Annotated in this window: 19 protein-coding genes; 10 read left to right on the top strand and 9 right to left on the bottom strand. The window is 57.7% G+C overall.

What is annotated here, in order from left to right:
* Positions 1–576: 576 nt before the first annotated feature.
* Complete coding sequence (locus tag ABLQ08_RS11100; protein ID WP_352941827.1) at positions 577–1,113, bottom strand: alkaline phosphatase; 537 nt, start codon at positions 1,111–1,113, stop codon at positions 577–579.
* Positions 1,114–1,595: 482 nt separating this feature from the next.
* On the opposite strand from ABLQ08_RS11100, the gene ABLQ08_RS11095 reads away from it, so the two are divergent.
* The 6 genes from ABLQ08_RS11095 to ABLQ08_RS11070 all read left to right on the top strand — a co-directional run bounded on the left by ABLQ08_RS11095 (position 1,596) and on the right by ABLQ08_RS11070 (position 7,652).
* Positions 1,596–2,387 carry a DeoR/GlpR family DNA-binding transcription regulator gene (locus ABLQ08_RS11095; protein WP_352941825.1) on the top strand — a complete coding sequence of 264 codons (792 nt, stop codon included), beginning with the start codon at positions 1,596–1,598 and terminating at the stop codon, positions 2,385–2,387.
* On the top strand, positions 2,384–3,454 hold the full coding sequence (locus ABLQ08_RS11090; RefSeq protein WP_352941823.1) for an ABC transporter ATP-binding protein: 1,071 nt from the start codon (positions 2,384–2,386) through the stop codon (positions 3,452–3,454). Before ABLQ08_RS11095 ends, ABLQ08_RS11090 begins: the two co-directional genes overlap by 4 nt.
* A gap of 67 nt (positions 3,455–3,521) precedes the next feature.
* Entirely contained in the window at positions 3,522–4,805 is a 1,284-nt protein-coding gene (locus ABLQ08_RS11085) for an ABC transporter substrate-binding protein (protein ID WP_352941820.1), read from the top strand.
* A 77-nt stretch (positions 4,806–4,882) separates the two neighbouring features.
* Positions 4,883–5,770: a carbohydrate ABC transporter permease gene (locus ABLQ08_RS11080; RefSeq protein WP_352941818.1), complete on the top strand. Its 888-nt coding sequence runs from the start codon at positions 4,883–4,885 to the stop codon at positions 5,768–5,770.
* Positions 5,767–6,588 (top strand): carbohydrate ABC transporter permease, encoded by an 822-nt coding sequence (locus ABLQ08_RS11075; protein WP_352941816.1) that lies wholly within the window; start codon positions 5,767–5,769, stop codon positions 6,586–6,588. The genes ABLQ08_RS11080 and ABLQ08_RS11075 overlap by 4 nt, the downstream gene beginning before the upstream one ends.
* 167 nt (positions 6,589–6,755) lie before the next feature.
* Entirely contained in the window at positions 6,756–7,652 is an 897-nt protein-coding gene (locus tag ABLQ08_RS11070) for a sugar kinase (RefSeq protein WP_352941814.1), read from the top strand.
* 79 nt (positions 7,653–7,731) lie between these two features.
* Here the strand turns inward: ABLQ08_RS11070 and iolB are convergent, their stop codons facing one another.
* From iolB to ABLQ08_RS11030, 8 genes are all read right to left on the bottom strand, one after another.
* The gene (gene iolB / locus ABLQ08_RS11065) at positions 7,732–8,535 is read right to left on the bottom strand and encodes a 5-deoxy-glucuronate isomerase (RefSeq protein ID WP_352941811.1); all 804 of its coding nucleotides are present in this window, start codon (positions 8,533–8,535) and stop codon (positions 7,732–7,734) included.
* Positions 8,535–9,446, bottom strand: a complete 912-nt coding sequence (gene iolE / locus ABLQ08_RS11060) for a myo-inosose-2 dehydratase (RefSeq protein WP_352941808.1) — start codon at positions 9,444–9,446, stop codon at positions 8,535–8,537. Before iolE ends, iolB begins: the two co-directional genes overlap by 1 nt.
* 192 nt (positions 9,447–9,638) lie before the next feature.
* A complete protein-coding gene (gene iolD / locus ABLQ08_RS11055) occupies positions 9,639–11,480 on the bottom strand; it encodes a 3D-(3,5/4)-trihydroxycyclohexane-1,2-dione acylhydrolase (decyclizing) (protein ID WP_352941805.1) in 1,842 nt (613 codons plus the stop codon).
* Positions 11,477–13,423 carry a bifunctional 5-dehydro-2-deoxygluconokinase/5-dehydro-2-deoxyphosphogluconate aldolase gene (locus ABLQ08_RS11050; protein ID WP_352941803.1) on the bottom strand — a complete coding sequence of 649 codons (1,947 nt, stop codon included), beginning with the start codon at positions 13,421–13,423 and terminating at the stop codon, positions 11,477–11,479. Before ABLQ08_RS11050 ends, iolD begins: the two co-directional genes overlap by 4 nt.
* A gap of 29 nt (positions 13,424–13,452) precedes the next feature.
* Entirely contained in the window at positions 13,453–14,232 is a 780-nt protein-coding gene (locus ABLQ08_RS11045; protein ID WP_352941800.1) for an ATP-binding cassette domain-containing protein, read from the bottom strand.
* A 2-nt stretch (positions 14,233–14,234) separates the two neighbouring features.
* The gene (locus tag ABLQ08_RS11040; protein ID WP_352941798.1) at positions 14,235–15,341 is read right to left on the bottom strand and encodes an ABC transporter permease; all 1,107 of its coding nucleotides are present in this window, start codon (positions 15,339–15,341) and stop codon (positions 14,235–14,237) included.
* A 61-nt stretch (positions 15,342–15,402) separates the two neighbouring features.
* Positions 15,403–16,329 (bottom strand): sugar ABC transporter substrate-binding protein, encoded by a 927-nt coding sequence (locus ABLQ08_RS11035; RefSeq protein WP_352941795.1) that lies wholly within the window; start codon positions 16,327–16,329, stop codon positions 15,403–15,405.
* Between the two features lie 539 nt (positions 16,330–16,868).
* Positions 16,869–17,726 carry a MurR/RpiR family transcriptional regulator gene (locus ABLQ08_RS11030; RefSeq protein ID WP_352941792.1) on the bottom strand — a complete coding sequence of 286 codons (858 nt, stop codon included), beginning with the start codon at positions 17,724–17,726 and terminating at the stop codon, positions 16,869–16,871.
* A 119-nt stretch (positions 17,727–17,845) separates the two neighbouring features.
* On the opposite strand from ABLQ08_RS11030, the gene iolG reads away from it, so the two are divergent.
* The 4 genes from iolG to ABLQ08_RS11010 all read left to right on the top strand — a co-directional run bounded on the left by iolG (position 17,846) and on the right by ABLQ08_RS11010 (position 22,850).
* Positions 17,846–18,844: an inositol 2-dehydrogenase gene (gene iolG / locus ABLQ08_RS11025; protein ID WP_352941789.1), complete on the top strand. Its 999-nt coding sequence runs from the start codon at positions 17,846–17,848 to the stop codon at positions 18,842–18,844.
* Between the two features lie 171 nt (positions 18,845–19,015).
* On the top strand, positions 19,016–20,137 hold the full coding sequence (locus tag ABLQ08_RS11020) for a Gfo/Idh/MocA family protein (RefSeq protein ID WP_352941786.1): 1,122 nt from the start codon (positions 19,016–19,018) through the stop codon (positions 20,135–20,137).
* A gap of 200 nt (positions 20,138–20,337) precedes the next feature.
* Complete coding sequence (locus ABLQ08_RS11015) at positions 20,338–20,955, top strand: NAD(P)H-dependent oxidoreductase (RefSeq protein WP_352941784.1); 618 nt, start codon at positions 20,338–20,340, stop codon at positions 20,953–20,955.
* Positions 20,955–22,850 (top strand): monovalent cation:proton antiporter-2 (CPA2) family protein, encoded by a 1,896-nt coding sequence (locus ABLQ08_RS11010; RefSeq protein ID WP_352941781.1) that lies wholly within the window; start codon positions 20,955–20,957, stop codon positions 22,848–22,850. Before ABLQ08_RS11015 ends, ABLQ08_RS11010 begins: the two co-directional genes overlap by 1 nt.
* Positions 22,851–22,855: the final 5 nt, after the last annotated feature.

Here is a 22,855-nt window from a genome sequence, read left to right as displayed (position 1 = left end):
AAAACGTTTTTTGATCCCGTGCCGCATCGCCCCACAACAGCAAATCGGACGAGAAACTTCCGGAGATCAATTCGGAAAATCAATTTGCTGTTTCAAAGGCAACTCCGCTTGCTTCTAGTTTAGGAACAAAGAATGCGAAAACTCATACTGATATGCGCTCTGTTCGCTGCAACGAGCGCTCAGGCCGGCGAAACGGTGAAATGCAATGAACATGGAGCCGTCGTTACTCTGGAAGATGGGACCATTCTTTATTTAGGAAAAAACTGCGACGCGGCTCGAAAGGGCGGTGGAACGGGAAATTGGTGGAACGCAGCTTCATTCCTGGGTGTCGAGATTGACGGCAAAGCATATATGGTAGCGGAAGGCAGCGGAATTGACTGTCTTCCTTACTGCGTAAACCCGTTTTGAAGCGCCTATGTTTCGGGATATTTTCGGCCATCCAAGCAATAGACCTGGCTTTGCGAAAGATCTGACAATTCGGGTTCCTTTCGGACCTATACGGCACATCCAACCGAAGTCCCCATTGAGAAGAAGGCTTGATAAGTCCGAGGCCACAGCTTGACAGCCGGAATTCGATTATAGAAGTGCATGACCCGCATGACTGTGGCGAGTGGCATTGGCGCCTTCCACCCGGGTATGCATTTCGATGTGGCCGAAGTCGAATTCCATCTCGATTTCAAACGCATCGCCTTTCTCGAAGGCGCGTTTCAGCCGTTGAGGCGCAGTGCCAGACCGTTCGGCGCCAGCAGCAGGTTTTTCCCCGCCTTGGTTGGTCTTGATGCCGGAATGCATGGCTGTCCCGGTACCGGCCGAAACGGGGGCCTGTGCATTGACGTTGTAGATCTTCGACAGGGCCAGGTGCGGGAAAGCCTCGTGCGGCAGAACTTCTCGTCGCCGTACCCGCTGTTTTGCCGGCCTTGAAACAGGCGTGTTGCATAATTGGTGCCGACGCCGTTCCCGTCCGAGATCAGGATGATCACGTTTTTCGCCTTGTTGGTGTTCGGCCTGCGCGGCGGTGAACCAGTCATTGTCCTGTTGCGGCAAGGCGTCCTGGGCAAAGGCAACGGTACCGGTCAGGGTCAGCGCCAGTGCCGAGCTAACAATCGTTTTCATGACGTCTCCAATGATGAGCGGGGAAACCCGGGTCCTATTCAGAAATGCCGTGTGACAGCTGGCTGACGGTTTAATGAAGAAATCAGGTGCGTAATTTTATTACATTACTTCTATTTGCCGGCTGCTGGATATGAAGGCAGTGCCGAAATCGAATATTTTTTGCTCTCGGCAAGACCGGAACTCTTCGCAAATGCTCTATCCGGTTAAGTTCTCTCCCGGCCTACGGAAATGAAGAGCATGCGCCTAAAGGTTGCTGCGATGCAGCACAAAAAGTTCCGGTTTTATTGCCGTTTGAGCCGAATTTGTCGTTTCCAAATTCGAAAACTGTCATATCATTTTCATATGAACGTCGAATAACGTTCATATGAAAATGTTTTATCAGGCTTCGAAGTTGATTGTTTTCGAGTCAACACGAAGCCGTCGGTAGCAATCTGCGTTCGGCCTCGTCTGGAGCAAGAGAACTGGTGTCGGGTCATAAACACATGCTTGGTCAAATAGATATTTCGAAACGTCAGGCTGAAATCGCCGACCTGGTCCAGAAGTCGGGTTTCGCGTCGGTCGAGGAACTGGCGGACCGTTTTGAAGTGACGACCCAGACCATCCGCCGGGATGTCAATGGTCTGTGTGAACTGGGGATCCTTCGGCGCACGCATGGCGGGGTCGAGCCACCGGCGCCTGCCTCCAACATTCATTACTCCACCCGGCAGATTCTGAACCTTCCCGAGAAGCAGCTGATTGCAACCCTGGTCGCGGACAAGATCGACAACAATCAGTCTCTTGCCTTTTCGATCGGAACGACGCCGGAAATCGTCATGCAGGCGCTGACGGCGCATGAGAAGCTGGCGATTTTCACCAACAACCTCAATGTCGCCTTTACAGCGTCAATCAATCCCTCCTATCAGGTAACCATCGCCGGTGGCCGCTTGCGCCACGGCGACCGCGACATCCTGGGTTCTGCGGCACAGGCGTTTTTCTCCAACTACAAGGTGGATATCGGCATTTTCGGTGTGGCCGGTGTCGATGAAGACGGAACGCTGCTGGACTTTCATGAAGACGAGGTCGCGGCGAGGCAATCGATACTGGCGAATTGCCGGAAGTCCTATCTTGTTCTTGATCACAGCAAGTTCGGCCGAAGTGCACATGTGCGCGGCGGCAAGTTGAGTGATGTCGATGCCATCTTCACCGACCGTCCCGTGCCACCGACATTCTTGTCCAGCCTGGAGGGCACCAACACCCAGGTTCACATCGCCGGAGACGAAGGGCGGTCGAAATGACCGGTGGAATGCTGTCCAGCTCAGGCAAGTCCATCCGTCTGGACGGTGTCTCGCGCGTCTGGGGTGACACTCGAGCTGTAGACAATCTGTCAGTCGATATTCCCGCAGGTTCGTTCACTGCTTTGCTGGGGCCGTCGGGATGCGGCAAATCGACAACGCTGAGAATGATTGCCGGACTTGAGGATGTCAGCAGCGGCGATATCGTGATCGGCAACGAGGAGGTCACCGGCAAGCCGTGCTCCAAGCGCGACCTGTCGATGGTGTTTCAGTCCTATGCGTTGTTTCCGCATCTGAGCGTCGCGGAGAACATCATTTTCGGATTGAAGGTGCGTCGTGTCGGCCGGGCGGATCGCAACAAAAGGCTCAGGAAAGTCGCCGATCTTCTCGGTCTGTCGGAATTGCTGGAGCGAAAGCCGGGTCAGCTTTCCGGCGGACAACAGCAACGTGTCGCCCTGGGGCGGGCGATTATCGGCGAAAAACCGATCTGCCTGATGGATGAACCGTTGTCGAATCTCGATGCCAAGCTGCGCCACGAGATGAGGATCGAGATCCGCTCGCTGCAGCAGCAGCTTGGTTTTACCATGGTCTATGTGACTCATGATCAGGTGGAAGCCATCACCATGGCGGATCAGGTTGTGCTCCTGAACAAGGGGCAGCTGGTGCAGGCGGCGGCGCCGCGAGATCTTTACGAGAAGCCCGCCAGTCCCTTTGCTGCCCGTTTTATCGGCACGCCGCCGATGAACCTCTTTCCCGCCAGTGCATTTGCGGGGCTGTCTTCCGCTCCTGGCCATCAGCTCGGCATCCGGCCCGAAGCGATGCATCTGCAGGATGGCGGACCGGTGACCGCTTCCATCCGTGCGCTGGAGTACCTGGGAGCGGACATTCTGGCCGACTGTGTTCTGGCCGACACTCAATTTCAGGTCCGGCTGCCGACAGGAAAGCCTGTCGCTCCCGGCCAGTCCATCGACCTGGGGTTCGAACCTCAAGCGTTGCATGTCTTCGATGCCGACACCGGCATGCGGCGGGACGATCTTGTTTCAGAAATTGGAGCGCAATTGCACTCCTGACCAGCTGCGTGGGCCCGCGTAGACCGACCGCAGTATTGCGGATGTTCAAACCTTAGGAAGTAAACTGATGTTGAAGTCCACTTTCCTGAAGGCCGTTGCTGCAACGGCCCTTTCCTTCAGCACCTGGGCATCCGCTCAGGCTGTTGATCTGCAATTTTATTTCCCGGTCGCAGTTGGCGGTAAGGCAGCCGAGACCATCCAGGAACTGACAGACGCATATGCTGCACAGAACCCGGATGTGAAAATCGACGCCGTTTACGCCGGGTCCTACCAGGACACTGTCGCCAAGGCGATCACCGCTTCACGTGGCGGAAACCCGCCGCAGCTTTCCGTGATCCTGTCCGTAGATATGTTCACGCTCATCGATGAAGACCTGATCGTTCCTTTCGACGACTATCTTTCCACTCAGGAAGACAAGGCCTGGGTCGACGGTTTCTATCCGGCATTCATGGAAAACAGCCAAACCGGCGGCAAGACCTACGGCATTCCCTTCCAGCGTTCCACGCCGGTTCTCTACTGGAACAAGGAAGCTTTCAAGGAAGCAGGCCTGAATCCGGACGTTGCTCCGCAGACCTGGGACGAGATGGTCGAATTCGGCAGGAAGCTCACCAAGAAGGACGCAAGCGGCAACGTCACCCAGTGGGGCGTGCGCATTCCGTCTTCCGGGTTTCCTTACTGGCTGTTCCAGGGTCTCGCCATTGAAAATGGTGCGATCTTAGCAAATGCCGAAGGTAACAAGACCCATTTCGACGATCCGAAAGTCGTCGAAGCGCTGCAGTATCTCGTTGACCTGAGCACCAAATACGAAGTCATGGCACCGGGCATCATCGAGTGGGGCGCAACACCGAAAGCCTTCTTCGAAGGTCAGACGGCGATGATGTGGACCTCCACCGGCAACCTGACGAACGTTCGCAACAATGCTCCGTTCGATTTCGGTGTCGCCATGCTGCCGGCCAACGTTCAGCGCGGTGCCCCAACAGGCGGTGGCAATTTCTACCTGTTCAAGGGCGCTTCGGAAGAGCAAACCAAGGCAGCGGTGAAATTCGTCCAGTGGATCACTGCGCCGGAACAGTCCGCAAAGTGGACCATTGCCACCGGTTATGTCGCGCCGCGTGCCGAGACCTGGGAAACCGAAACGATGAAGGCTTACACGGCCGACTTCGCCCCGGCCCTGGTTGCCCGCGATCAGCTCGAGTTCGCCAAGGCAGAACTTTCCACTTACCAGAACCAGCGGGTCACCGGCATCTTCAACGATGCTCTGGCAGCAGCCATTACCGGCAAGAAAGACCCGGCAACGGCGTTGAAAGAAGCCCAGGCGCAGGCCGACGCGATCCTGGCCGAGTATCGCTAAACCCACCTGACATGGAGCGGCGGACGACCGTCCGGCGCTCCGTTTTTCCTCTTCTGACAGTTCGGATCGTGACGCCAATGCGGGGCCCCAATATCAAACGCGAATGGATCTACGGCTGGTTGCTCCTGCTGCCGGCAATGGTGTTCCTGTTCGCCTTCACCCACATTCCAGCCATCACGACTGTTCTGAACAGTTTCTTCTCAACTCCGCGCGGCCGCAGACCCGCAAAGTTTCTTGGCCTTGGCAACTACGAACGCATGCTGGATGACCCGGTGTTCTGGAAAGTGTTCTGGAACAATCTGTGGTTCGCCCTCGGCACTATCCCGGTTTCAATTGCCCTGGCGATCGTCATGGCGCTTTGGGTCAATGAAAAACTCACCGGGCGCAGTTTTGTCCGCATGGCTTATTTCACGCCTACCGTGCTGCCGCTGATCGCCGTCGCCAATATCTGGATGTTCTTCTATACGCCGGGCTTCGGCCTGTTCGACCAGATCACGGGCTTTTTGTTTGGCTGGCCTGCCAGCAATTATCTCGGCAATCCGGACACCGCGCTCAATGCGATCATTGTCGTTACTGTCTGGAAAGAGGCCGGGTTCTTCATGATCTTCTATCTGGCGGCGCTACAGGCCATTCCGGTGTCGCTGAAGGAAGCTGCCCAGATAGAAGGGGCGGGGCGCTGGACCATATTCTGGCGGATCACCTTTCCCTTGCTCATGCCGACGACGCTGTTTGTCTGTGTGAATGCCGTGATCAATTCCTTCCGTCTGGTGGACCATATCTTCATCCTGACGGATGGCGGGCCCGACAATGCCTCGGCTTTGCTGCTGTTCTATATCTATGAAGTTGCCTTCCGTTTTTGGGAAACGGCCTATGGCGCGACGCTCACCGTGGCGTTGCTGGTCCTGCTGTCTCTGCTTGCCATCGGCCAGTTCTTCTTCTTCGACCGCAAGGTGCATTACAAATGACCGGCGCCGCTGACATTCTCGATCGGGTGTTGAACACGCTCGCTGCCTGGGCGCTCGCACTTCTCTGGGTGTTGCCGCTTGCCTATGCGATCTGGACCGCGTTTCATCCCGCTGCCTATGAAGCAAGGTTCGAGCTGCTCGCACCGCTGACGCTGGAGAATTTCGCCAAGGCGTGGGAGGCAGCACCGTTTGCCCGGTACTTCCTGAACACATTTGTGCTGGTCACGATGATCCTTGCGGGACAGTTCTTCCTGTGCACGCTGGCTGCCTATGCCTTTGCGCGTTTTACGTTTCCGGGCCGGAACGTGCTTTTCGCGCTGGTTCTCCTGCAGCTCCTGGTGATGCCGGACATTCTGATGGTCGAGAACTATCAGACCATGCGCCTCCTGCATCTGGTGGACACCATCCCGGCTATCGCCTTGCCCTACATCGCATCCGGCTTCGGCATTTTCCTCCTGCGCCAGACTTTCATGACCATCCCGAAGGAACTGGATGAAGCGGCACGGATCGAAGGTTCATCGTTCCTCGGCGTGCTCTGGAAGGTTTACATCCCGCTGGCCAAGCCAACCTATCTGGCCTATGGCCTGGTTTCGGTCAGCCATCACTGGAACAACTTCCTTTGGCCGCTGATCGTGACCAATTCGGTTGATACAAGGCCGGTCACCGTCGGTCTCAGTATCTTCTCTGCCATCGACAGCGGCATCGAATGGTCGGTGATCAACGCAGCCACGCTGATGACGTCCGGGCCACTTCTGATTGCCTTCCTTCTCTTTCAGCGTCAGTTCGTTCAAAGTTTCATGCGCGCCGGGATCAAGTAAACCTGCCGGTTTCTGTCGGGTGATCATGCCCATCATGCGGGCTTCCACCGGACAGGTGCGGAGATTGCCATTTGAATTGACCGGCGTTCATGTTAAGTCGATTTAAATCGATTAAATTGGCAACAGGCGGCGACAATCGAAGCGCCGATGCCGCGGAGGATTTTTTCGTGTCAAAGACATTTCTGGCAATCGGTGAGTGCATGGTCGAGATGGCCCCGACCGGCGAGGGTACCTTCTCTATGGGGTTTGCCGGGGACACGCTGAACACAGCCTGGTACGCGCGCAGGCACCTGCCCGCCGACTGGAAGGTCAGTTACTTTACCGCTGTCGGCCGGGATCAGGTCTCCGACCAGATGCTGGAGTTCCTGAACCGGTCGCACATCGATACCGGCTCTGTCCGCAGGCTGGAGGATCGGACCGTCGGCCTTTACATGATCCAGCTGAAAGGCGGTGAACGCAGCTTCGCCTACTGGCGTTCGCAATCGGCAGCACGCCAACTGGCCTCCGATCCGGTTCACCTGGAAAAGGTATTGTCTGGTGCAGGGCTGATCTATTTCAGCGGCATCACCCTGGCCATCTTGCCCGCAGATGATCGCTGGACTTTCTTGCAGGCTCTTCGCACGGCGCGTTCAGCCGGTGCGAAAACCGCCTTTGATCCGAACTTACGTCCTCGCTTATGGGAGGACGCCGACACCATGCGGGCTTGCGTGACCGAAGCGGCCGGACTGTGTGACTTCGTCATGCCGTCCTTCGAAGACGAGTTGGCCCAATTTGGCGATGCAAATGCAGAGATCAGTGCCGACAGGTATCTGGCGGCAGGCGCAGCTACGGTGGTCGTGAAGAATGGTCCTGAAGAGGTCGTGTTTGCCATGAAGGGCGAGCGGCATGCCTTTCAACCCGATCCGGTCCGTAACATTATCGACACCACTGCGGCAGGCGACAGTTACAATGCCGCTTTCCTTGCCGAATACCTGACAAGCGGAGATCTGCCCGCGAGTGTCGACGCCGGTGCCAGGCTGGCCGGAAATGTCATTCAGCATCGCGGTGCTCTGGTCGACAACTGAGAGCCGGACTGAACGAAAAGGCTGAAGCAGTGGAACAAAAAAGGGCGCTCTGAAGCGCCCTTGAGTATTGGGGTTTGCCTTATCCGGCGTCGCGCTGAGCGATCCAGTCATGATCCGGATGGTTCTGGAAGCGCCACTTGCGCATCGGACCTGCCATGACGTTGAGATAGTACATCTCGTAGCCGTAAGGAGCACCGCAGGGGTGGTGCCCCTTTGGAACCAGAACAACGTCGCCATCGGAAACTGCCATGGTCTCGTCCAGTTCTCCGTCTTCGGTGAAGACGCGCTGGAAACCGAAGCCCTGTTTCGGATTCAGGCGGTGATAGTAGGTTTCCTCCAGATAAGTCATATCCGGGAAGTTGTCCTCATCGTGCCGATGCGGCGGGTAGGACGACCAGTTGCCCTGCGGAGTGAAGACCTCGGTCACCAGAAGGCTGTCGGCAATATCGCTCTCTTCCATCGCAATCGGGTGGATGTAGCGGGTGTTGGCACCCTTGCCGCGCTCCACAACATCGATATCGGTGATCACGCGGGCCTTGTAGTTGCCCTTGCCCGGAGCCGTGCAGACAGCCAGGACGCAGTCGGTTGTTGCCTTGGCGGACCAGCTGGCGCCGTTCGGCAGGTAGACGCAATGCGGTTTCTTGCGTTCAAACACGCTCATGCGATCGCCGAGTTCACCAAAATCTTCACCGGCTCCGGAGATTTCCGCCTTGCCTTCGACGAGCACCAGAATGACTTCCGTGTCGCCTGTTTCTTCCGAGGCGGTTTCACCGGCCTTCAGGTGGTAAAGACCAAAGCCGACATAGCCCCAGTTGGCGCTTTCCGGGGTGATATCATGAACCTTGCCGGATGTACCGGACGGCTTGACGAGAAGTTCTGCCATCATGCGGCTCCCTGAGCTTTGTCGAGACCTGTTGCCCTGGCAAATTCCTTCAGAGCTTTCAGGCCCATGGACTGGTACTTGAACGGGTTACGTACAGCAGGATCCTGCTCCGCTTCAATCACGAGCCAGCCTTCATAGCCATGATCGGCGGCAATCTTCAGAACCGGTTCGAACTCAACTGCGCCATCTGCATCGCCCGGAACGGTGAAAACGCCACGGCGCACGCCTTCCAGGAAGGAGAGGTTGTCCTCACGGACCTGCTTCATGATGTCCGGGCGGACGTTCTTGGCGTGAATGTGAGCCACACGGCCAATATGCCTTTGAGCAACGGCAACCGGATCGCCGCCACCGAAATAGGTATGGCCGGTGTCGAGCAGCAACTTGGTTGCCGGGCCGGTCACTTCCATGAACCGGTCGATTTCGGCTTCGCTCTCGACAACAGTACCCATGTGGTGATGGTAGACCAGCGTAATGCCCTGTTCTTCGCAGTACTTGGCGATTTCCTCGACTTTGGCGCCGAAGTTGCTCCATTCGCCGTCTGCCAGTTTCGGGCGGTCGTTGACCGCTTCACCATCGTTGCCGTGGATGGCATTGGAGGTTTCGCAGGTGATGCAGACCTTGCAGCCCATGGCCTTCAGAAGATCCAGATGCGGCTGGATCGACTTCTTCTCTTCTTCAACCGAGTGCGCCAGAAGGTTCAGGGAATGCCAGCCGGAAACGAACTTGAGGCCGTAAGGGTCGAGAACACCCTTGAGAGCGCTCGGTTCGGTCGGGAACTTGTGGCCCTTTTCGATACCGTCGAAGCCGATCTCGGCGGTTTCCCTGAGGCAGGTTTCGAGCGGGATTTCGGCACCCAGTGTTTGGTCGTCGTCGTTGGACCAGGCGATCGGGTTGGTTCCGTAAAGAATCATGGTTCTGTCCTGTAACGTTTCCAATAAACGTTCATTTCGTTGTCTTCTTCTGAGCTCCCTCTCCATCGGGAGAGATAGATTGTGGGATGTCCGGTCGGATGTAGACGAAAACGGTTCAATCCCACGATGGGAGCAGAGCTCCGGCCTCTCCCGGCGGGAGAGGCTTGTTTTTCTTGGTTGGATTATTCCAACTCAGTTCGCCAGGCGTTGATGCTTCAGGGCTTCCATGTAGCTATCACGCGCCTGATTGACTTCTTTTCGTTCAGAGACTTCAGGAACGGCAACGTCCCACCAATGTCCGCCACCGTTCTCGCCCGGGCCGTGCATCGGGTCGGTATCGATGACGATAACCGTCGGGATCGACCTGTCCCGTGCTTCCAGGATCTGGGCTTCCAGGTCAGCAATGTCCTTGGCCTTGACGGCATGAGCCCCCATGGAGGCCGCGTGTGCGACAAAATCCAGGTCGGGTTGCTCAACGACGTTGCAGTCTTTGTAGAGGTTGTTGAACTGTTCACCGCCGCAACCCATTTGCAGACGGTTGATGCAGCCATAGCCACGATTGTCGGTCAGAACGACCGTGAAGGGCACACGGCGCATGACGGCGGTGGCAAGCTCGGAGTTGGCCATCATGTAGGAGCCGTCGCCGACGAAACAGACGACGTCACGTTCCGGCTGGGCCAGCTTGATGCCCATCGCGCCGGCAATCTCGTAGCCCATGCAGGAATAGCCATATTCCATGTGATAACCGCCTTGCGGCGCCTGCCAAAGCAGCTTCAGCGCACCTGGCATGGTGCCTGCGGCGCACATTGCGATGGTTTTGTCGGTCGAAGTCCGCTGCACGGCCCCAATGACCTCCGCGTCGAGCGGCAGGTAACCTTCAGGCGTATCGGTGCGGGCGCTGCAGTGCGCGTCAACCTTTGCAAGCCAGTCAAGACGGGATTGCGGGTCGAAGGCGTTGGCCTTGTGACCGCCAAGAGCCGAGGAGATCTTTTCCAGCGAGACCTTGGCGTCGCCAACGACGCCAACAGCACCGTGCTTGCCGGCGTCGTATCCCTGCACGTTGATGGAGACGAGCTTGCGCTGCGGCTGCTTGAACAGTGCCCAGGATCCGGTGGTGAAATCCTGGAAGCGGGTTCCGACACCGATCACGAGATCAGCGCTTTCGGCAACCACGTTGGCGGATTCAGCGCCATCGACGCCGGCCGCGCCGAAGTTCATCGGATGAGACTGGGCCAGAGCTGACTTGCCGGCCTGCGTTTCGATGATGGGTATGCTGTGGCGGGTCGCGAAGTCGCCGAGCGTTTCTTCCGCCTGGGAGTAAATCACACCACCACCGCAAACGATCACCGGGTTCTTTGCTTCCTTGATCAAGGCAGCAACGTCGGCGACATCGCGGCTGTCCGGCTCCGGTCGGCGGATCCGCCAGACTGTCGGCTCGAAGAAGCTCTCCGGATAATCGAATGCCTCGGCCTGGGTATCCTGGCAGAAGGACAGTGTGACCGGGCCGCAATTGGCCGGATCGGTCATGACGCGGAAGGCGCGGGGAAGGGCCGTCAGCAGGTGTTCCGGACGGCTGATCCGGTCGAAGTAGCGTGAAACCGGTCTGAAACAGTCATTGGCGGACACGGTGCCGTCGTCGAAATCCTCAACCTGCTGCAAGACGGGGTCCGGAGCGCGGTTTGCAAAGACATCGCCGGGGATGAGCAGCACAGGCAGGCGATTGACATGGGCCAGAGCCGCGGCAGTGACCAGGTTGGTTGCGCCTGGGCCGATGGACGATGTCACGGCCATGGCACGGGTCCGCTTGTTGGCCTTGGCATAAGCGATTGCCGTGTGGGCCATGGTCTGTTCGTTCTGGCCTCGCCAGGTCGGAAGCGCGTTGCCCGCGTGCTCCAGGGCCTCACCGAGACCTGCCACGTTGCCGTGGCCGAAAATCGCCCAGACGCCGTCGATGAACCGTTCGCCGTCTTCCGTCAATTGCGCAGAAAGATAGCGGACCATCGCCTGAGCGGCGGTTAAGCGGATCGTGCTCATGCAGAAATTCCTTGACGTTCTGTAGATTGCGCCTTGGCGCGGGCGTCGTCCCAGATCCGGCACAGGCGCTCAAAGCGGTTTGTCATGTCGGCGACAGCTTCGTCATTTGACAGATTGCCTGCAAGCCATTTGCGTGCGGAATCCGCAAAAATCGTTCTGCCGACCGCGAAGCCCTTGACGAGATCGAAAGCAGCCGCTTCGGCGAAGCTAGCGGCGAGTTGATCCTCCGGTGCATCAAGCCCCAGAATGACGATGCCGCGCGTGTTCGGGTCGTTTTCGGTTATCGCGGCGCAGGCTTTCGACCAGGCTTCCTGTGTGGTCAGGGGTTCCAGCTTCCACCAGTCAGGGTAAACGCCGATTTCGTACATACGGCGGATGATGACTGCGGTCGTGTCGTCGTCGACAGGGCCGACTTTTGACGGGATCACTTCCAGCAACATTTCCAGGTTGTTGCGGCGGCTTGCGGTGAAGAGGCGCTTGAGGACGCCTTCCTGTTCGGCCTTCATCTCTTCGGTGTCATCCGGGTGATAGAAGCACAGAACCTTGACGACATGTTCGACCGGCCACTCGGACAGGCCGCCGAAATCCGGACCGATCTCGGGCTCAAGGGTTAGTGGCCGGGAGGCTGGCCACTCCACGGGATGACCGATCCAAAGTCCGGATCCGGCGGCCCGGTAAAGGGCATCACGCCCGAGCCGGCTGTCGCACAGGATACCGTAGCCTGACTGGCCGTTCGCAACATTGTTGGCAGCGTCGAGGCAAAGATTCTTGAAATCGCCGATCTTGTCATGCGCAACGCCGGCTTCGTCCGCCATCTGTTCCAGCTGGATACGATGATCGAATGCAAAAACGCGCATGGTCGACCAGTCACCGCCATGCGAAGTGTGCCTGTTGGTGGCCCAGTGGATCTGCTCCAGTTCGGGGTCCTTGCGTAGCGCCTTGGTCTTCACGCCGCGCTTCAGGAAGAACTGAAGCTCGGCCCAGCTCGGATAAGCGGGTGTGCAGCCGTGACGGGAAACGGCAAAAGCGCCGCAAGCATTGGCATATGTCAGACTGGTGACCCAGTCTTCACCGCGGATCCAGCCTGTCAGGAGACCGGACATGAAGCCGTCGCCAGCTCCCAGTACGTTGAAGACTTCAATCGGGAAGCCGGGACCGGAAACGCCGTCGTCCAGAGCGTCCGGGATCTCGCCTTCAAAGGCTGTTGCGCCCATAGGGCCGCGCTTGCAGACGAGCGTCGCACCGGAAACCTTGCGGACATTCTTCAGTGCCTGAACAGTATCTGTGGTGCCACCGGCGATATGGAATTCTTCTTCGGTTCCGACAATCAAATCGAACAGGTGCAAGGTGGATTGCAGCTTTGCCGTGACCTTGTCGGAGGCAATGAAACGGTTTTCGCCGTCGCCATGGCCGGACAAGCCCCACAGGTTGGGGCGGTAATCGATGTCGAGAGCGGTCTGACCACCGCTTTCGCGTGCCAGTTTCAGCGCTTTGAGAACAGCGGCTTCCGTCTGCGGGTGGCTCAGGTGGGTGCCTGTTGCCACGACGGCTTTTGCCGAAGCGATGAAGTCGGGATCGATATCGTCTTCGCACAGAGCCATGTCTGCGCAGTTTTCGCGGTAGAAAATGAGCGGAAACTGCTCCTGGTCCCGGATGCCGAGCAGAACCAGGGCCGTCAGCCGCTCATTGTCGGTCACAACACCGCGTGTGTCCACGCCGTGTCGTGCCAGTTCTTCACGGATAAAGCGTCCCATATGTTCATCACCGACGCGGGTGATCAATCCGGATTTCAGACCCAGCCGGGCTGTTCCGGTTGCCATGTTGGTCGGTGAGCCGCCGATATATTTGTTGAAGGACGCCATGTCCTCCAGGCGGCCACCCACCTGTGCGCCGTAAAGATCGACCGACGATCGGCCGATGGTGATGACATCGAGATTTTTCACGACTTTATTCCGTCTTCTGATAGGGCGTCTTAAATTGTGCCGCCCAGGGAGCCTTCCAGTTCAGCGAGTTCCTGACCACCTGCCATAAGGTCCTGAAGCTCCTCGGCCTGGATATCGCCTCGAGCAGCGGTGCCGAGAGTCTTGCCACGATTCAGAACCGTGAACCGGTCACCCACCGCCATGGCGTGGCGTACGTTGTGAGTGATGAAGACAACCCCGACGCCCTTCTTGCGCACCTTGTCGATGGTCGCCAGAACGTTGGACGTCTGACGGACACCGAGAGCAGATGTCGGCTCGTCGAGGATGAGTACCTTGGCACCGAAATAGACCGCCCGGGAAATGGCAACCGTCTGGCGTTCACCGCCGGACAGGGTGCCCACAGCCTGGTCGGGTGAGCGCAGGCGAATACCCATCTTGGCCATTTCGGTCATGGTGACTTCGTTGGCCGTGCTGGTGTCGAAACGCTTCAGGATGCCTTTGCCCTTGGTCGGCTCGCGGCCCATGAAAAAGTTTCGGGTCACCGACATCAGCGGGATCATCGCCAGATCCTGGTAAACCGTGGCAACTCCGGCTTCCATCGCGTCACGGGGACTGTGGAAGGTGACGGGCTTGCCTTCGATAAACATCTGTCCCGAGGTCGGCTGATGGACGCCGGACATTGTCTTGATGAAGGTGGATTTGCCCGCGCCGTTGTCGCCCAGCAGGCAGTGGCACTCACCGGGGAAAACATCGAAGCTGACGCCAGCAAGCGCGATGATGTTGCCGAAGTGTTTTTCGATCTTGTCCATATGGATGATTGGTTCAGACATGATCAGCGCTCCCCGGTCACACGCTTGCGGATAGCGTTGTTGAACAACACGGCGATGAGCAGCATTGCGCCCAGGAACACCTGGAACCAGTCCTGGTCAAAGTTTGTGTAGGTCAGTCCGATAACCACCATGCCGAAAATGATCGAGCCGAAGAAGGCGCCGATTGCCGAACCGTATCCGCCGGTCAGCAGGCAGCCGCCGATAACGGCCGCGATGATGGCCTCGAATTCCTTCTGGAAGCCGCGGCGGGCATCGGTCGAACCGGCATCCATCACGGTGATGATGGCGACCAGAGCGGCACAGCAAGCCGTCAGCATGAAGAGGGAAATCTTGACCCTGTTGACCGGAACACCGGAGTTGGAGGCAGCGTTCTTGTCACCGCCGGCGGCAAAGATCCAGTTGCCGACAGGCGTGCGCAGCAGGACGTAGGTCGCCAGCAGGGCAATGATGATGAACCAGATGATCTCCACCGGAATGCCCGGCACTTTCGGAGCGCCGCTCTTGAAAGTGTCGATCAGGCCCTGGGAAGCGAGCCAGGAAAACACGCCGGTAAACGCATCGCCCGAAAAGAACGGGGCAAGCCAGTCGCCTTCCACGGCTTCGCGAACGCCGCGCAACTGCGTCGAGCCGCCGGTTGCCAGCTTCAGGCCAACGAGGGACAGGCCGCGAAGAATGAACAAAAAGGCAAGCGTCACGATGAATGAAGGCAAGCCTGAACGGATCACGATGGTGCCGTTCACTGCGCCTACCATACCGGCAAACACGAAGGTCAGCGGGATCGCCAGTACGAGCGGCAAACCCCAGGTAACCGTGCAGGCAGCAAAAAACAGACCTGAAAACGCAACCATGGAGCCGATGGAAAGGTCGAACTCCCCGCCGATCATGAGCATTGCAGCCCCGATGGCCAAGATGCCGAGCTGGGCGGCAGGTGTCATGAAATTCATGATGCCTGAAAGCGTGAACATTGAGCTGTCAGCGGTCGCCAGAAAGAAGATGACGACGAGAATGACCCCTGCGATCGCCCCAAGTTCCGGGCGTTTCATGATTTTTGCGCCAAAGGACTCCGACTTTAACCGTTCGTCCTCACTAGGGCTGATTGTCTCGCTCAAAGGTGCCTCCCTTGATTGTGGCGGGCGGCGGAAGCACCGCCGCCCGAGTTTTTCAGCTGGATTAACGGATGCCCTGAGCGGACAGATCGATCACCTGACCGGCTTTGTCCTGGGTGATCAGGTTCGGGCCGGACGGTACGTCGCCACCCGGGATCAGGCCGTATTCAGCGTTCAGAGCCAGGAAGGCAACCGGCAGGTAACCCTGCAGGAACTGCTGCTGGTCGATTGCAAAAGCGGCCTTTCCGTCAACGACGGCCTGCAGGAAGTTTGCAGACAGGTCAAAGGTCGCGACGTTGACTTCACCGGAACGACCGGTTGCTTCAACTGCAGCGACAGCAGGCTCACCAACCGTGGAGGCACCAAGACCCATGATGGTGTCGATGTCCGGATTGGATTCCAGAGCAGCGCGAACCTTTGCTTCCACTTCCGCCGGGTCGTTGGAGGTCGGCAGAACGTCAACCTTGCCACCGAAACCTTCAGCGAAGCCTGCGCAGCGCAGGTCGAGAGCAACGTTGCCGACTTCCTGGTTGACGCAGATCCCGGTCTTGCCGCCCATTTCAGCCAGTTTCGCACCGGCAGCCTTGCCAGCGGTGAATTCGTCCTGACCGACGTGCAGTTCTGCACCAAGCTTGCCGGCAACATCGGAACCGGAGTTCATGGAAATCACCGGAATACCGGCTGCAACAGCGCGTTCGATGGACGGGCCGAGAGCGTCAGCGTCCGGAATGGACACAACCAGTCCGTCCGGCTCCTGGTTCACGGCAGCGTCGATGAGCTGGCTCATCGCGACCATGTCGAAAGTTTCCGGTGCGCGGTAGCTGACGTTTGCGCCAGTGTCCTTGGCAGCCTTGTCAACACCGTTCTTGACCACGGACCAGAACGGGTCGTTGGCCTGGCCGTGAGACACCACGATGATGTCTGCGGCGAGAGCCGGTGCGGAAACTGCAAGAGCGCCAGCTACAAGTGCGCCTTTCATGAAATGCTTCATTTCATACCTCCCAGGTAGAAAAAATGAACCGCGTGATTGCGGCTTTGACTTCGGTACATGACCGAATTTGGTTCACCCTCTCCGATCCGGGTTTGCCGAAAGGGCTGTTGTTTCCGGCGGCGCTTTTTCCCTCTCCCTTCATGCGAAATGGAGTGGGAGGAGCGGAAGGGGCTGGTTTCAGGTGTGATCAGACCGGCAAAGCCGGGCTTCTCGTTTCGTGATGGGATCGGACATGTCCACATCGCAGGACAGTCCGACCCCATTCACCCGGCAGGGCCCGACGCGCCCTGCGGTCTCGTGAATAGGGTGAAATCCCAAGTATCAGGAAGCAGCTTGTGAACGGACCGGTCATGTGCCGTCCCTTCGCAGCACGACAGTTCTGTCGCGACGTACAATTTCGATAGCCATTGTACCTCCCAGGCTCCGGAGCCGACGTCAGCCGGTTCGGAGTACTCATTACTGGCGCGCCTTGAGCCGCGCTTCTTGATTTTGGAATTTAAATTCTATTTTGAAATTTTTGCAACAGATTTTTTCCAAAATCAGAGATTAGGGTTGCGCCGCGTGCCGACTGAAACTGCTAAAGCTATTGCCAGAGAAAGACTTGCGGACAGTGCACGGAAATCGCCGACATCAAATTCGGACACAAGAAGCTGTATGGCCTTGATGCGTGCCAGCGGGCTGGTGACCACATCGGTAATTGCAACGATATCCGCCCCCATTGCCCGCGCCTTGGTGGTCATATCCAGCGTCAGCTCGGTATAGGGCGCGAAAGTGACGGCAATGACTGCATCGTTTGGCCGGATCACATGCTCCATGTTGATATTGGCGATACCGGAATGAAGAACAGCCGGAACGTCCATCTTTTCAAAAGCATAGGCCAGGTAAGAGGTTACAGGGAAAGCCCGGCGGAAACCGACCATGTGGATGGTTTCGGCCCGTGACAGCACATCGACAGCTTCCTGAAGCGCTTTCGGATCGACTGTTGTCATCAGATTTTCAAGCGAAGAGCGGCCGGCTTCGACGAATTCCGCCAACAATGCGGAAGGCGATTCGGCTCCCTGTTCCCTTAGTTTTGCCAAACGGGTGGCGTAGTCCGGCCATTTCTGCGAATAATCGGAGCGGAAGAGTTTTTGCATTTGGGAGAAGCCGGAAAACCCCATCTCCTGGCAGAAGCGCATGACTGCGGAAGGTTGCACGTTGGCGCCCTCCGCCAGCTCGGCAACCGTCGAAACAGCGACCCGGTCGGGGTTTGCTGCGATGAAGTCGGCAAATTGCTTCAGTCTCTTCGGGAGTTGGTCAGCCGTGGCGCCAAGACGTTCGAAAAAGACCTCTGTCGTTGCAGGGGCGGATCTTTCTGTCGCTTTTGTAGCAGATGCACCTGGCTTGGCTTCAATCATTATGATCTTCTTTTCCGACTTGACACATTCCGTGGAAAGTGATTTTGGAATTTTTATTCTAAATTAGCAACCCGCCGGTCGTGGCTGTGCGGATTCTCGGTCATCCGAAAGGAAAAACAATGGCAGTCAATGTCGCTTTGTTGGGCGCCGGTCGTATCGGTAAAGTACATGCCAAGGCAGTTGGGGCGACGGAAGGCGCAACACTTGTCGCGGTTGCCGACGCCTTTCCCGAAGCCGCTAACTCGCTCGCCGATGCCTGTGGTGCGCGCGTCAGCACAATCGATGAGATTGCAGCTGCACAGGATATCGATGCGGTGATCATCTGCACCCCGACGGACACCCACGCGGATCTGATCGAGCAGTTCGTACGTACGGGAAAGGCGGTCTTCTGCGAAAAACCGATCGACCTTTCGCTGGACCGGGTAAAATCCTGCCTGGCGACGGTCGAAGAAACCGGTGGAACCCTGATGCTTGGCTTCAATCGCCGGTTCGATCCACATTTCCAGGCGGTCCGCGAGGCGATCGATGAAGGCAGGATCGGCGATGTCGAGATGGTGCAGATCACCTCGCGCGATCCCGGAGCACCGCCTCCGTCCTATATCCAGTCGTCCGGCGGAATATTCCGGGACATGACCATTCATGACTTCGACATGGCCCGGTTCCTGCTCGGCGAGGAGGTCACCACGGTTTATGCAACGGCGTCGGTTCTGGTCGATCCGGAAATCGGCAAGCTCGGCGACTACGACAGCGCAATGGTTGTGCTGACGACGGCTTCGGGCAAGCAGTGCTCCATTTCCAATTCCCGGCGCGCGACTTACGGCTACGACCAGCGGATCGAAGTGCATGGGTCCAAGGGCGCCGTGGCTGCGGAAAACCAACGCCCGGTCGCTATCGAAGTTGCGACCGCGGAAGGCTACATCAAGCCGCCGCTCCATGACTTCTTCATGACCCGGTACACGGAAGCTTATGCCGCCGAGATTGCGAGTTTCGTGAAGGCGATTGAAAACAAGATGGCGCCTCATCCAAATGGCGAGGATGGCCTGAAGGCGCTTGCGCTTGCGGAAGCTGCACTGAAATCCGTCGCCGAACGTCGCGCCGTGGGCATGGACGAAATCTGAACGGCAAAATGGTGGATGTTCAGGGAGCGGATTTGACCGCTCCCTGCCAGGCCGCCTGAAACATGAAAATTCACCGTTTGCCATCGAGGCGGGTTTGAGGACCTTCCTCGGGCACAGGTGCGTGAATGCAACAGATACTCGACATCGAGATCGACTTTGGAGGACCGGGCAATGAGCAGTCTCGGCATTGGACTTATCGGTACTGGTTACATGGGCAAATGCCATGCATTGGCCTATGGCTCTGTGAAAGCCGTCTTCGGCAATGTGCCCGATATCCGTCTGGAGGTTTTGTGTGATGTTCCGGCCGACAACGCGGACAAGTTCGCTGACCAGTTCGGATTTGCGCGCGGAACAAGTGACTGGAAAGACCTTGTTGGCGATCCCAATGTCGACATTGTCTGCATCACGACGCCGAACAAGGTGCACAAGGAAATGGCCATGGTGGCGCTTGAAGCCGGCAAGCACGTGCATCTGGAAAAACCGATGGCGCTGACCATGGATGACGCCAAGGCAATGCTGGAACTGTCCGAAAAGACCGGTGCCAAGACGATTGTCGGTTACAATTACCTGCATAATCCGGCGTTCAAACACGCGCAAAAGCTGATTGCGGATGGCGCGATTGGCCGCGTTGTTCATTTTCGGGGGGCGGTTGATGAAGATTACCAGGCCGACCCGGAACTTGCCTGGACGTGGCGCGCGACAAAGGCGGATGCAGGCCTGGGTACACTTGGAGATCTCGGCTGCCACCTGGTGTCACTGGCGACTGCTCTGGTCGGGCCCATCGACAGCCTGATCGCGGAAACCAAGACGGTGCATGTCACCAGACCGATGGGCGATGGAACTGATGAGCGTCGCCCTGTCGAGAATGAAGACATTGCCTCTGCATTGCTCACTTTCGAAAACGGTGTGCACGGCGTCATCTCCACCTCCCGCAGTGCCTGGGGCCGCAAGAGCTACATCGCTTTCGAGGTTCACGGCACCGAAGGCATGATCACCTTCGATCAGGAGCGGATGAACGAGTTGCGCCTGTATCAGAATCGCGGGCCGCTGGCCGAGCAAGGCTTCAAGACGCTGCTCAGCGGTCCGGCCCATCCCCCCTATGGCCAGTTCGTCCCGGCGGCCGGCCACCAGCTCGGATTCAATGACCTGAAAGTCATCGAGGCACATGAATTCCTGCGCGCGATTGTCGAGGACCGTCAAGCCTCGCCTTCCTTCAAGGACGCGCTGCATTTCGAACAGGTCATCCACGCGATTGCCGAAGCGGGCGAGCAGGGGAGCCGGGTTCAACTGTAATCCGTCCGTCGCGAAACTGGCGGCAAAGAGCTGATTGTTCAATGAACTGAAACAGACCGGACTGCCGCCGAACCCCTTTTGTAGGCCGGAACCCGACCCTATAAAGCAATGAAGCAAGTGGTGCCGGTTGCCGGTCAGGTTGATTGGCCTGACACGCCGTCCGGTGCCCGTTTCGCGAAACTGCGTTTCCGGGGGCCCAATTGGCTAAGGTTCTGGTTCTTTTTGCTCACCCCAGGCCGGATCGGTCGGAAGTGAATTATCCGCTGTTCAAGACGGCACAGGCGGTTCAGGGCGTGACCGCCGTCGATCTTTACGCGGAATATCCGGATTTCAACATCGACGTGGATACCGAGCAGCAAAGGCTTCGGGATCATGACGTCATCATCTTTCAGCATCCGCTTTTCTGGTACTCGGCTCCGGCAATCATGAAGGAATGGCAGGACTTGGTTCTGGAGTACGGGTTTGCCTATGGCCTGCAGGGCCAGGCGCTGGAAGGCAAAACGTTTCTGAATGCGATTTCAACTGGCGCCAAGTCGAATGCCTATTCCCGGGAAGGCATGCATAAATCCGATGTGCGTTCTCTGCTGGCGCCGTTCGAACACACCGCAAGTCTCTGCGGAATGCGCTATCTTGCGCCTTTTGTGATGTTCGGCGCCGGACGGGCGTTGGAAGAGAACCGCCTGGATGTGCACCGCAATGCTTATGACGATCTGCTGAAGGCGCTAGTTGCCGACCGGTTTGACCTGAAAAAAGCGGCGAGAGCAGATTACCTGACGCATGTGCTTGACGATTTCATCCTGAAAAGGGAGGCAGTCTGATGGAGTTTTTGAGCGACAGCTTCGTCTATCTGTGTGCCGCGGTCATTGCAGTGCCGATCGCCAACCGGCTCGGTCTGGGCTCTGTTCTCGGTTACCTGATTGCCGGGGTCTTTATCGGTCCCATCCTCGGAATCGTCGGATCGGAGGCCACTGAAGTTCAGCATTTTGCCGAATTCGGTGTTGTCATGATGCTGTTTCTGGTCGGGCTGGAACTGCAACCCGCCATGCTCTGGAAAATGCGCCAGCAGCTGATAGGACTTGGCGGCTTGCAGGTTGTCGGCACGACCGCCGTCTTCACCGGAGCCGGGTTCGCATTCGGGCTTTCCTGGCAAAGCGCAATTGCGCTCGGCATGATCCTGGCACTGTCCTCGACGGCGATCGTCCTGCAGACGCTGAACGAAAAGGGCTGGCTCAAGACGCAGGGCGGACAAAGTTCCTTTTCGGTTCTGCTGACACAGGACATTGCGGTGATCCCCATGCTTGCCGTGCTGCCGTTGCTTTCGGGCGGCAACGGTGCCGGGTATTACGGCGAGGAGTTGAACGGTCATGGCGATGCCGCCGCGCACGGCGGCGAAGCGCTGGCCGTACTACCCGGATGGGCGCAGGCCCTGATCATTCTCGGCGTTATTGCCGCGATCATAGTCGCCGGACGGCATCTGCTTCGTCCTGTCTTCCGTTTCATTGCAGAGGCTCATTTACGTGAAATCTTCACCGCAACCGCGTTGCTGCTGGTGATCGGGATTGCCCTGCTGATGGATTTCGTCGGCCTGTCGCCTGCGCTTGGAACCTTTCTCGCAGGCGTGGTTCTGTCTGACAGCGACTACCGGCATGAGCTGGAAGCCGACATCGAACCCTTCAAGGGGCTGCTGCTTGGGCTGTTTTTCCTGACTGTGGGCGCCGGCATCGATTTCAACCTGCTGTTTGGCGCGCCGTTCACAATCATCGGTCTGGCAATCGGAGTGATGCTGGTCAAGTTCGCCCTGCTCTTCGTGCTTGGCACTTCGTTCAAATTACGGGGACCTGATCGTTGGCTGTTTGCCCTCGGACTTGCCCAAGCAGGCGAATTTGCCTTTGTGCTGTTCGGTTTCGCAGCCAGCTCAGGTGTTCTGGGGCAGGGCTTGTTGCAGATCATGACGTTGGCCGTTGCTATCTCCATGCTGCTGACGCCGGCACTGTTCATTTTCTACGAAAAAGTGGTTGCGCCTCGTGTTGCTGCAAAATCCGACCGTCCTCCGGATGTGATCGACAGCCGCGGCCGGGTGGTGGTTGCCGGGATGGGGCGATACGGCCAGATTGTCTCGCGCCTTTTGATGACCAGTGGCTATGATGTCGTCATTCTGGACCACGATCCGCAGACGATCGACAATCTGGCGCGCGTCGGCATTCGAACCTTCTACGGTGATGCGACCCGTCCCGACTTGCTTCATGGTGCAGGACTGAAGGACGCCGATCTCTTTGTGGCGGCGATCGACGACAGGGACAAGCAGACCATGGTCGTCGAACATGTCGCAAAGACCTATCCGAAGGTGAAAATCCTTGCGCGGGCAAGGGACCGGCACCATGTCTACGAGCTTGAGAATGCCGGAGCACATTTCGCGGAGAGAGAAGTGTTCGAGGGGGCCTTGTCACTCGGGCGTCAGGCTCTTGTCGAGCTTGGAGCTCATCCTTTCCGGGCCAGAACGAAGGCTGGGGAATTCCGAAATCACGATCTCGCGATGCTGAATGATTTGAGAGAGAACTACAACGACGGCGGCGTCGACACTTCCTATATTGACGCGATGCGCGCTCATTCGGAAACGCTTTATGAAATCATGCGGGTGGACCGGGGCGATGAACGTCACGAACGCACGGAACGTGGCTGGAACCCGCCACCCAAGGGGGACGCGACCCTTTAAGGGTG

The sequence above is a fragment of the Roseibium sp. SCP14 genome (genome assembly GCF_040329475.1).
GTDB lineage: Bacteria > Pseudomonadota > Alphaproteobacteria > Rhizobiales > Stappiaceae > Roseibium.
The sequence above is the reverse complement of the archived record's forward strand: the minus strand, read 5'-3'. Positions and strand labels throughout refer to the sequence as shown.

Coding starts and splice junctions, on each gene's coding strand:
- ABLQ08_RS11100 (WP_352941827.1), bottom strand. CDS start 1,113: ATGAAAACGATTGTTAGCTCGGCACTGGCGCTGACCCTGACCGGTACC.
- ABLQ08_RS11095 (WP_352941825.1), top strand. CDS start 1,596: ATGCTTGGTCAAATAGATATTTCGAAACGTCAGGCTGAAATCGCCGAC.
- ABLQ08_RS11090 (WP_352941823.1), top strand. CDS start 2,384: ATGACCGGTGGAATGCTGTCCAGCTCAGGCAAGTCCATCCGTCTGGAC.
- ABLQ08_RS11085 (WP_352941820.1), top strand. CDS start 3,522: ATGTTGAAGTCCACTTTCCTGAAGGCCGTTGCTGCAACGGCCCTTTCC.
- ABLQ08_RS11080 (WP_352941818.1), top strand. CDS start 4,883: ATGCGGGGCCCCAATATCAAACGCGAATGGATCTACGGCTGGTTGCTC.
- ABLQ08_RS11075 (WP_352941816.1), top strand. CDS start 5,767: ATGACCGGCGCCGCTGACATTCTCGATCGGGTGTTGAACACGCTCGCT.
- iolB (WP_352941811.1), bottom strand. CDS start 8,535: ATGGCAGAACTTCTCGTCAAGCCGTCCGGTACATCCGGCAAGGTTCAT.
- iolE (WP_352941808.1), bottom strand. CDS start 9,446: ATGATTCTTTACGGAACCAACCCGATCGCCTGGTCCAACGACGACGAC.
- iolD (WP_352941805.1), bottom strand. CDS start 11,480: ATGAGCACGATCCGCTTAACCGCCGCTCAGGCGATGGTCCGCTATCTT.
- ABLQ08_RS11045 (WP_352941800.1), bottom strand. CDS start 14,232: ATGTCTGAACCAATCATCCATATGGACAAGATCGAAAAACACTTCGGC.
- ABLQ08_RS11035 (WP_352941795.1), bottom strand. CDS start 16,329: ATGAAGCATTTCATGAAAGGCGCACTTGTAGCTGGCGCTCTTGCAGTT.
- ABLQ08_RS11030 (WP_352941792.1), bottom strand. CDS start 17,726: ATGATTGAAGCCAAGCCAGGTGCATCTGCTACAAAAGCGACAGAAAGA.
- iolG (WP_352941789.1), top strand. CDS start 17,846: ATGGCAGTCAATGTCGCTTTGTTGGGCGCCGGTCGTATCGGTAAAGTA.
- ABLQ08_RS11020 (WP_352941786.1), top strand. CDS start 19,016: ATGAGCAGTCTCGGCATTGGACTTATCGGTACTGGTTACATGGGCAAA.
- ABLQ08_RS11010 (WP_352941781.1), top strand. CDS start 20,955: ATGGAGTTTTTGAGCGACAGCTTCGTCTATCTGTGTGCCGCGGTCATT.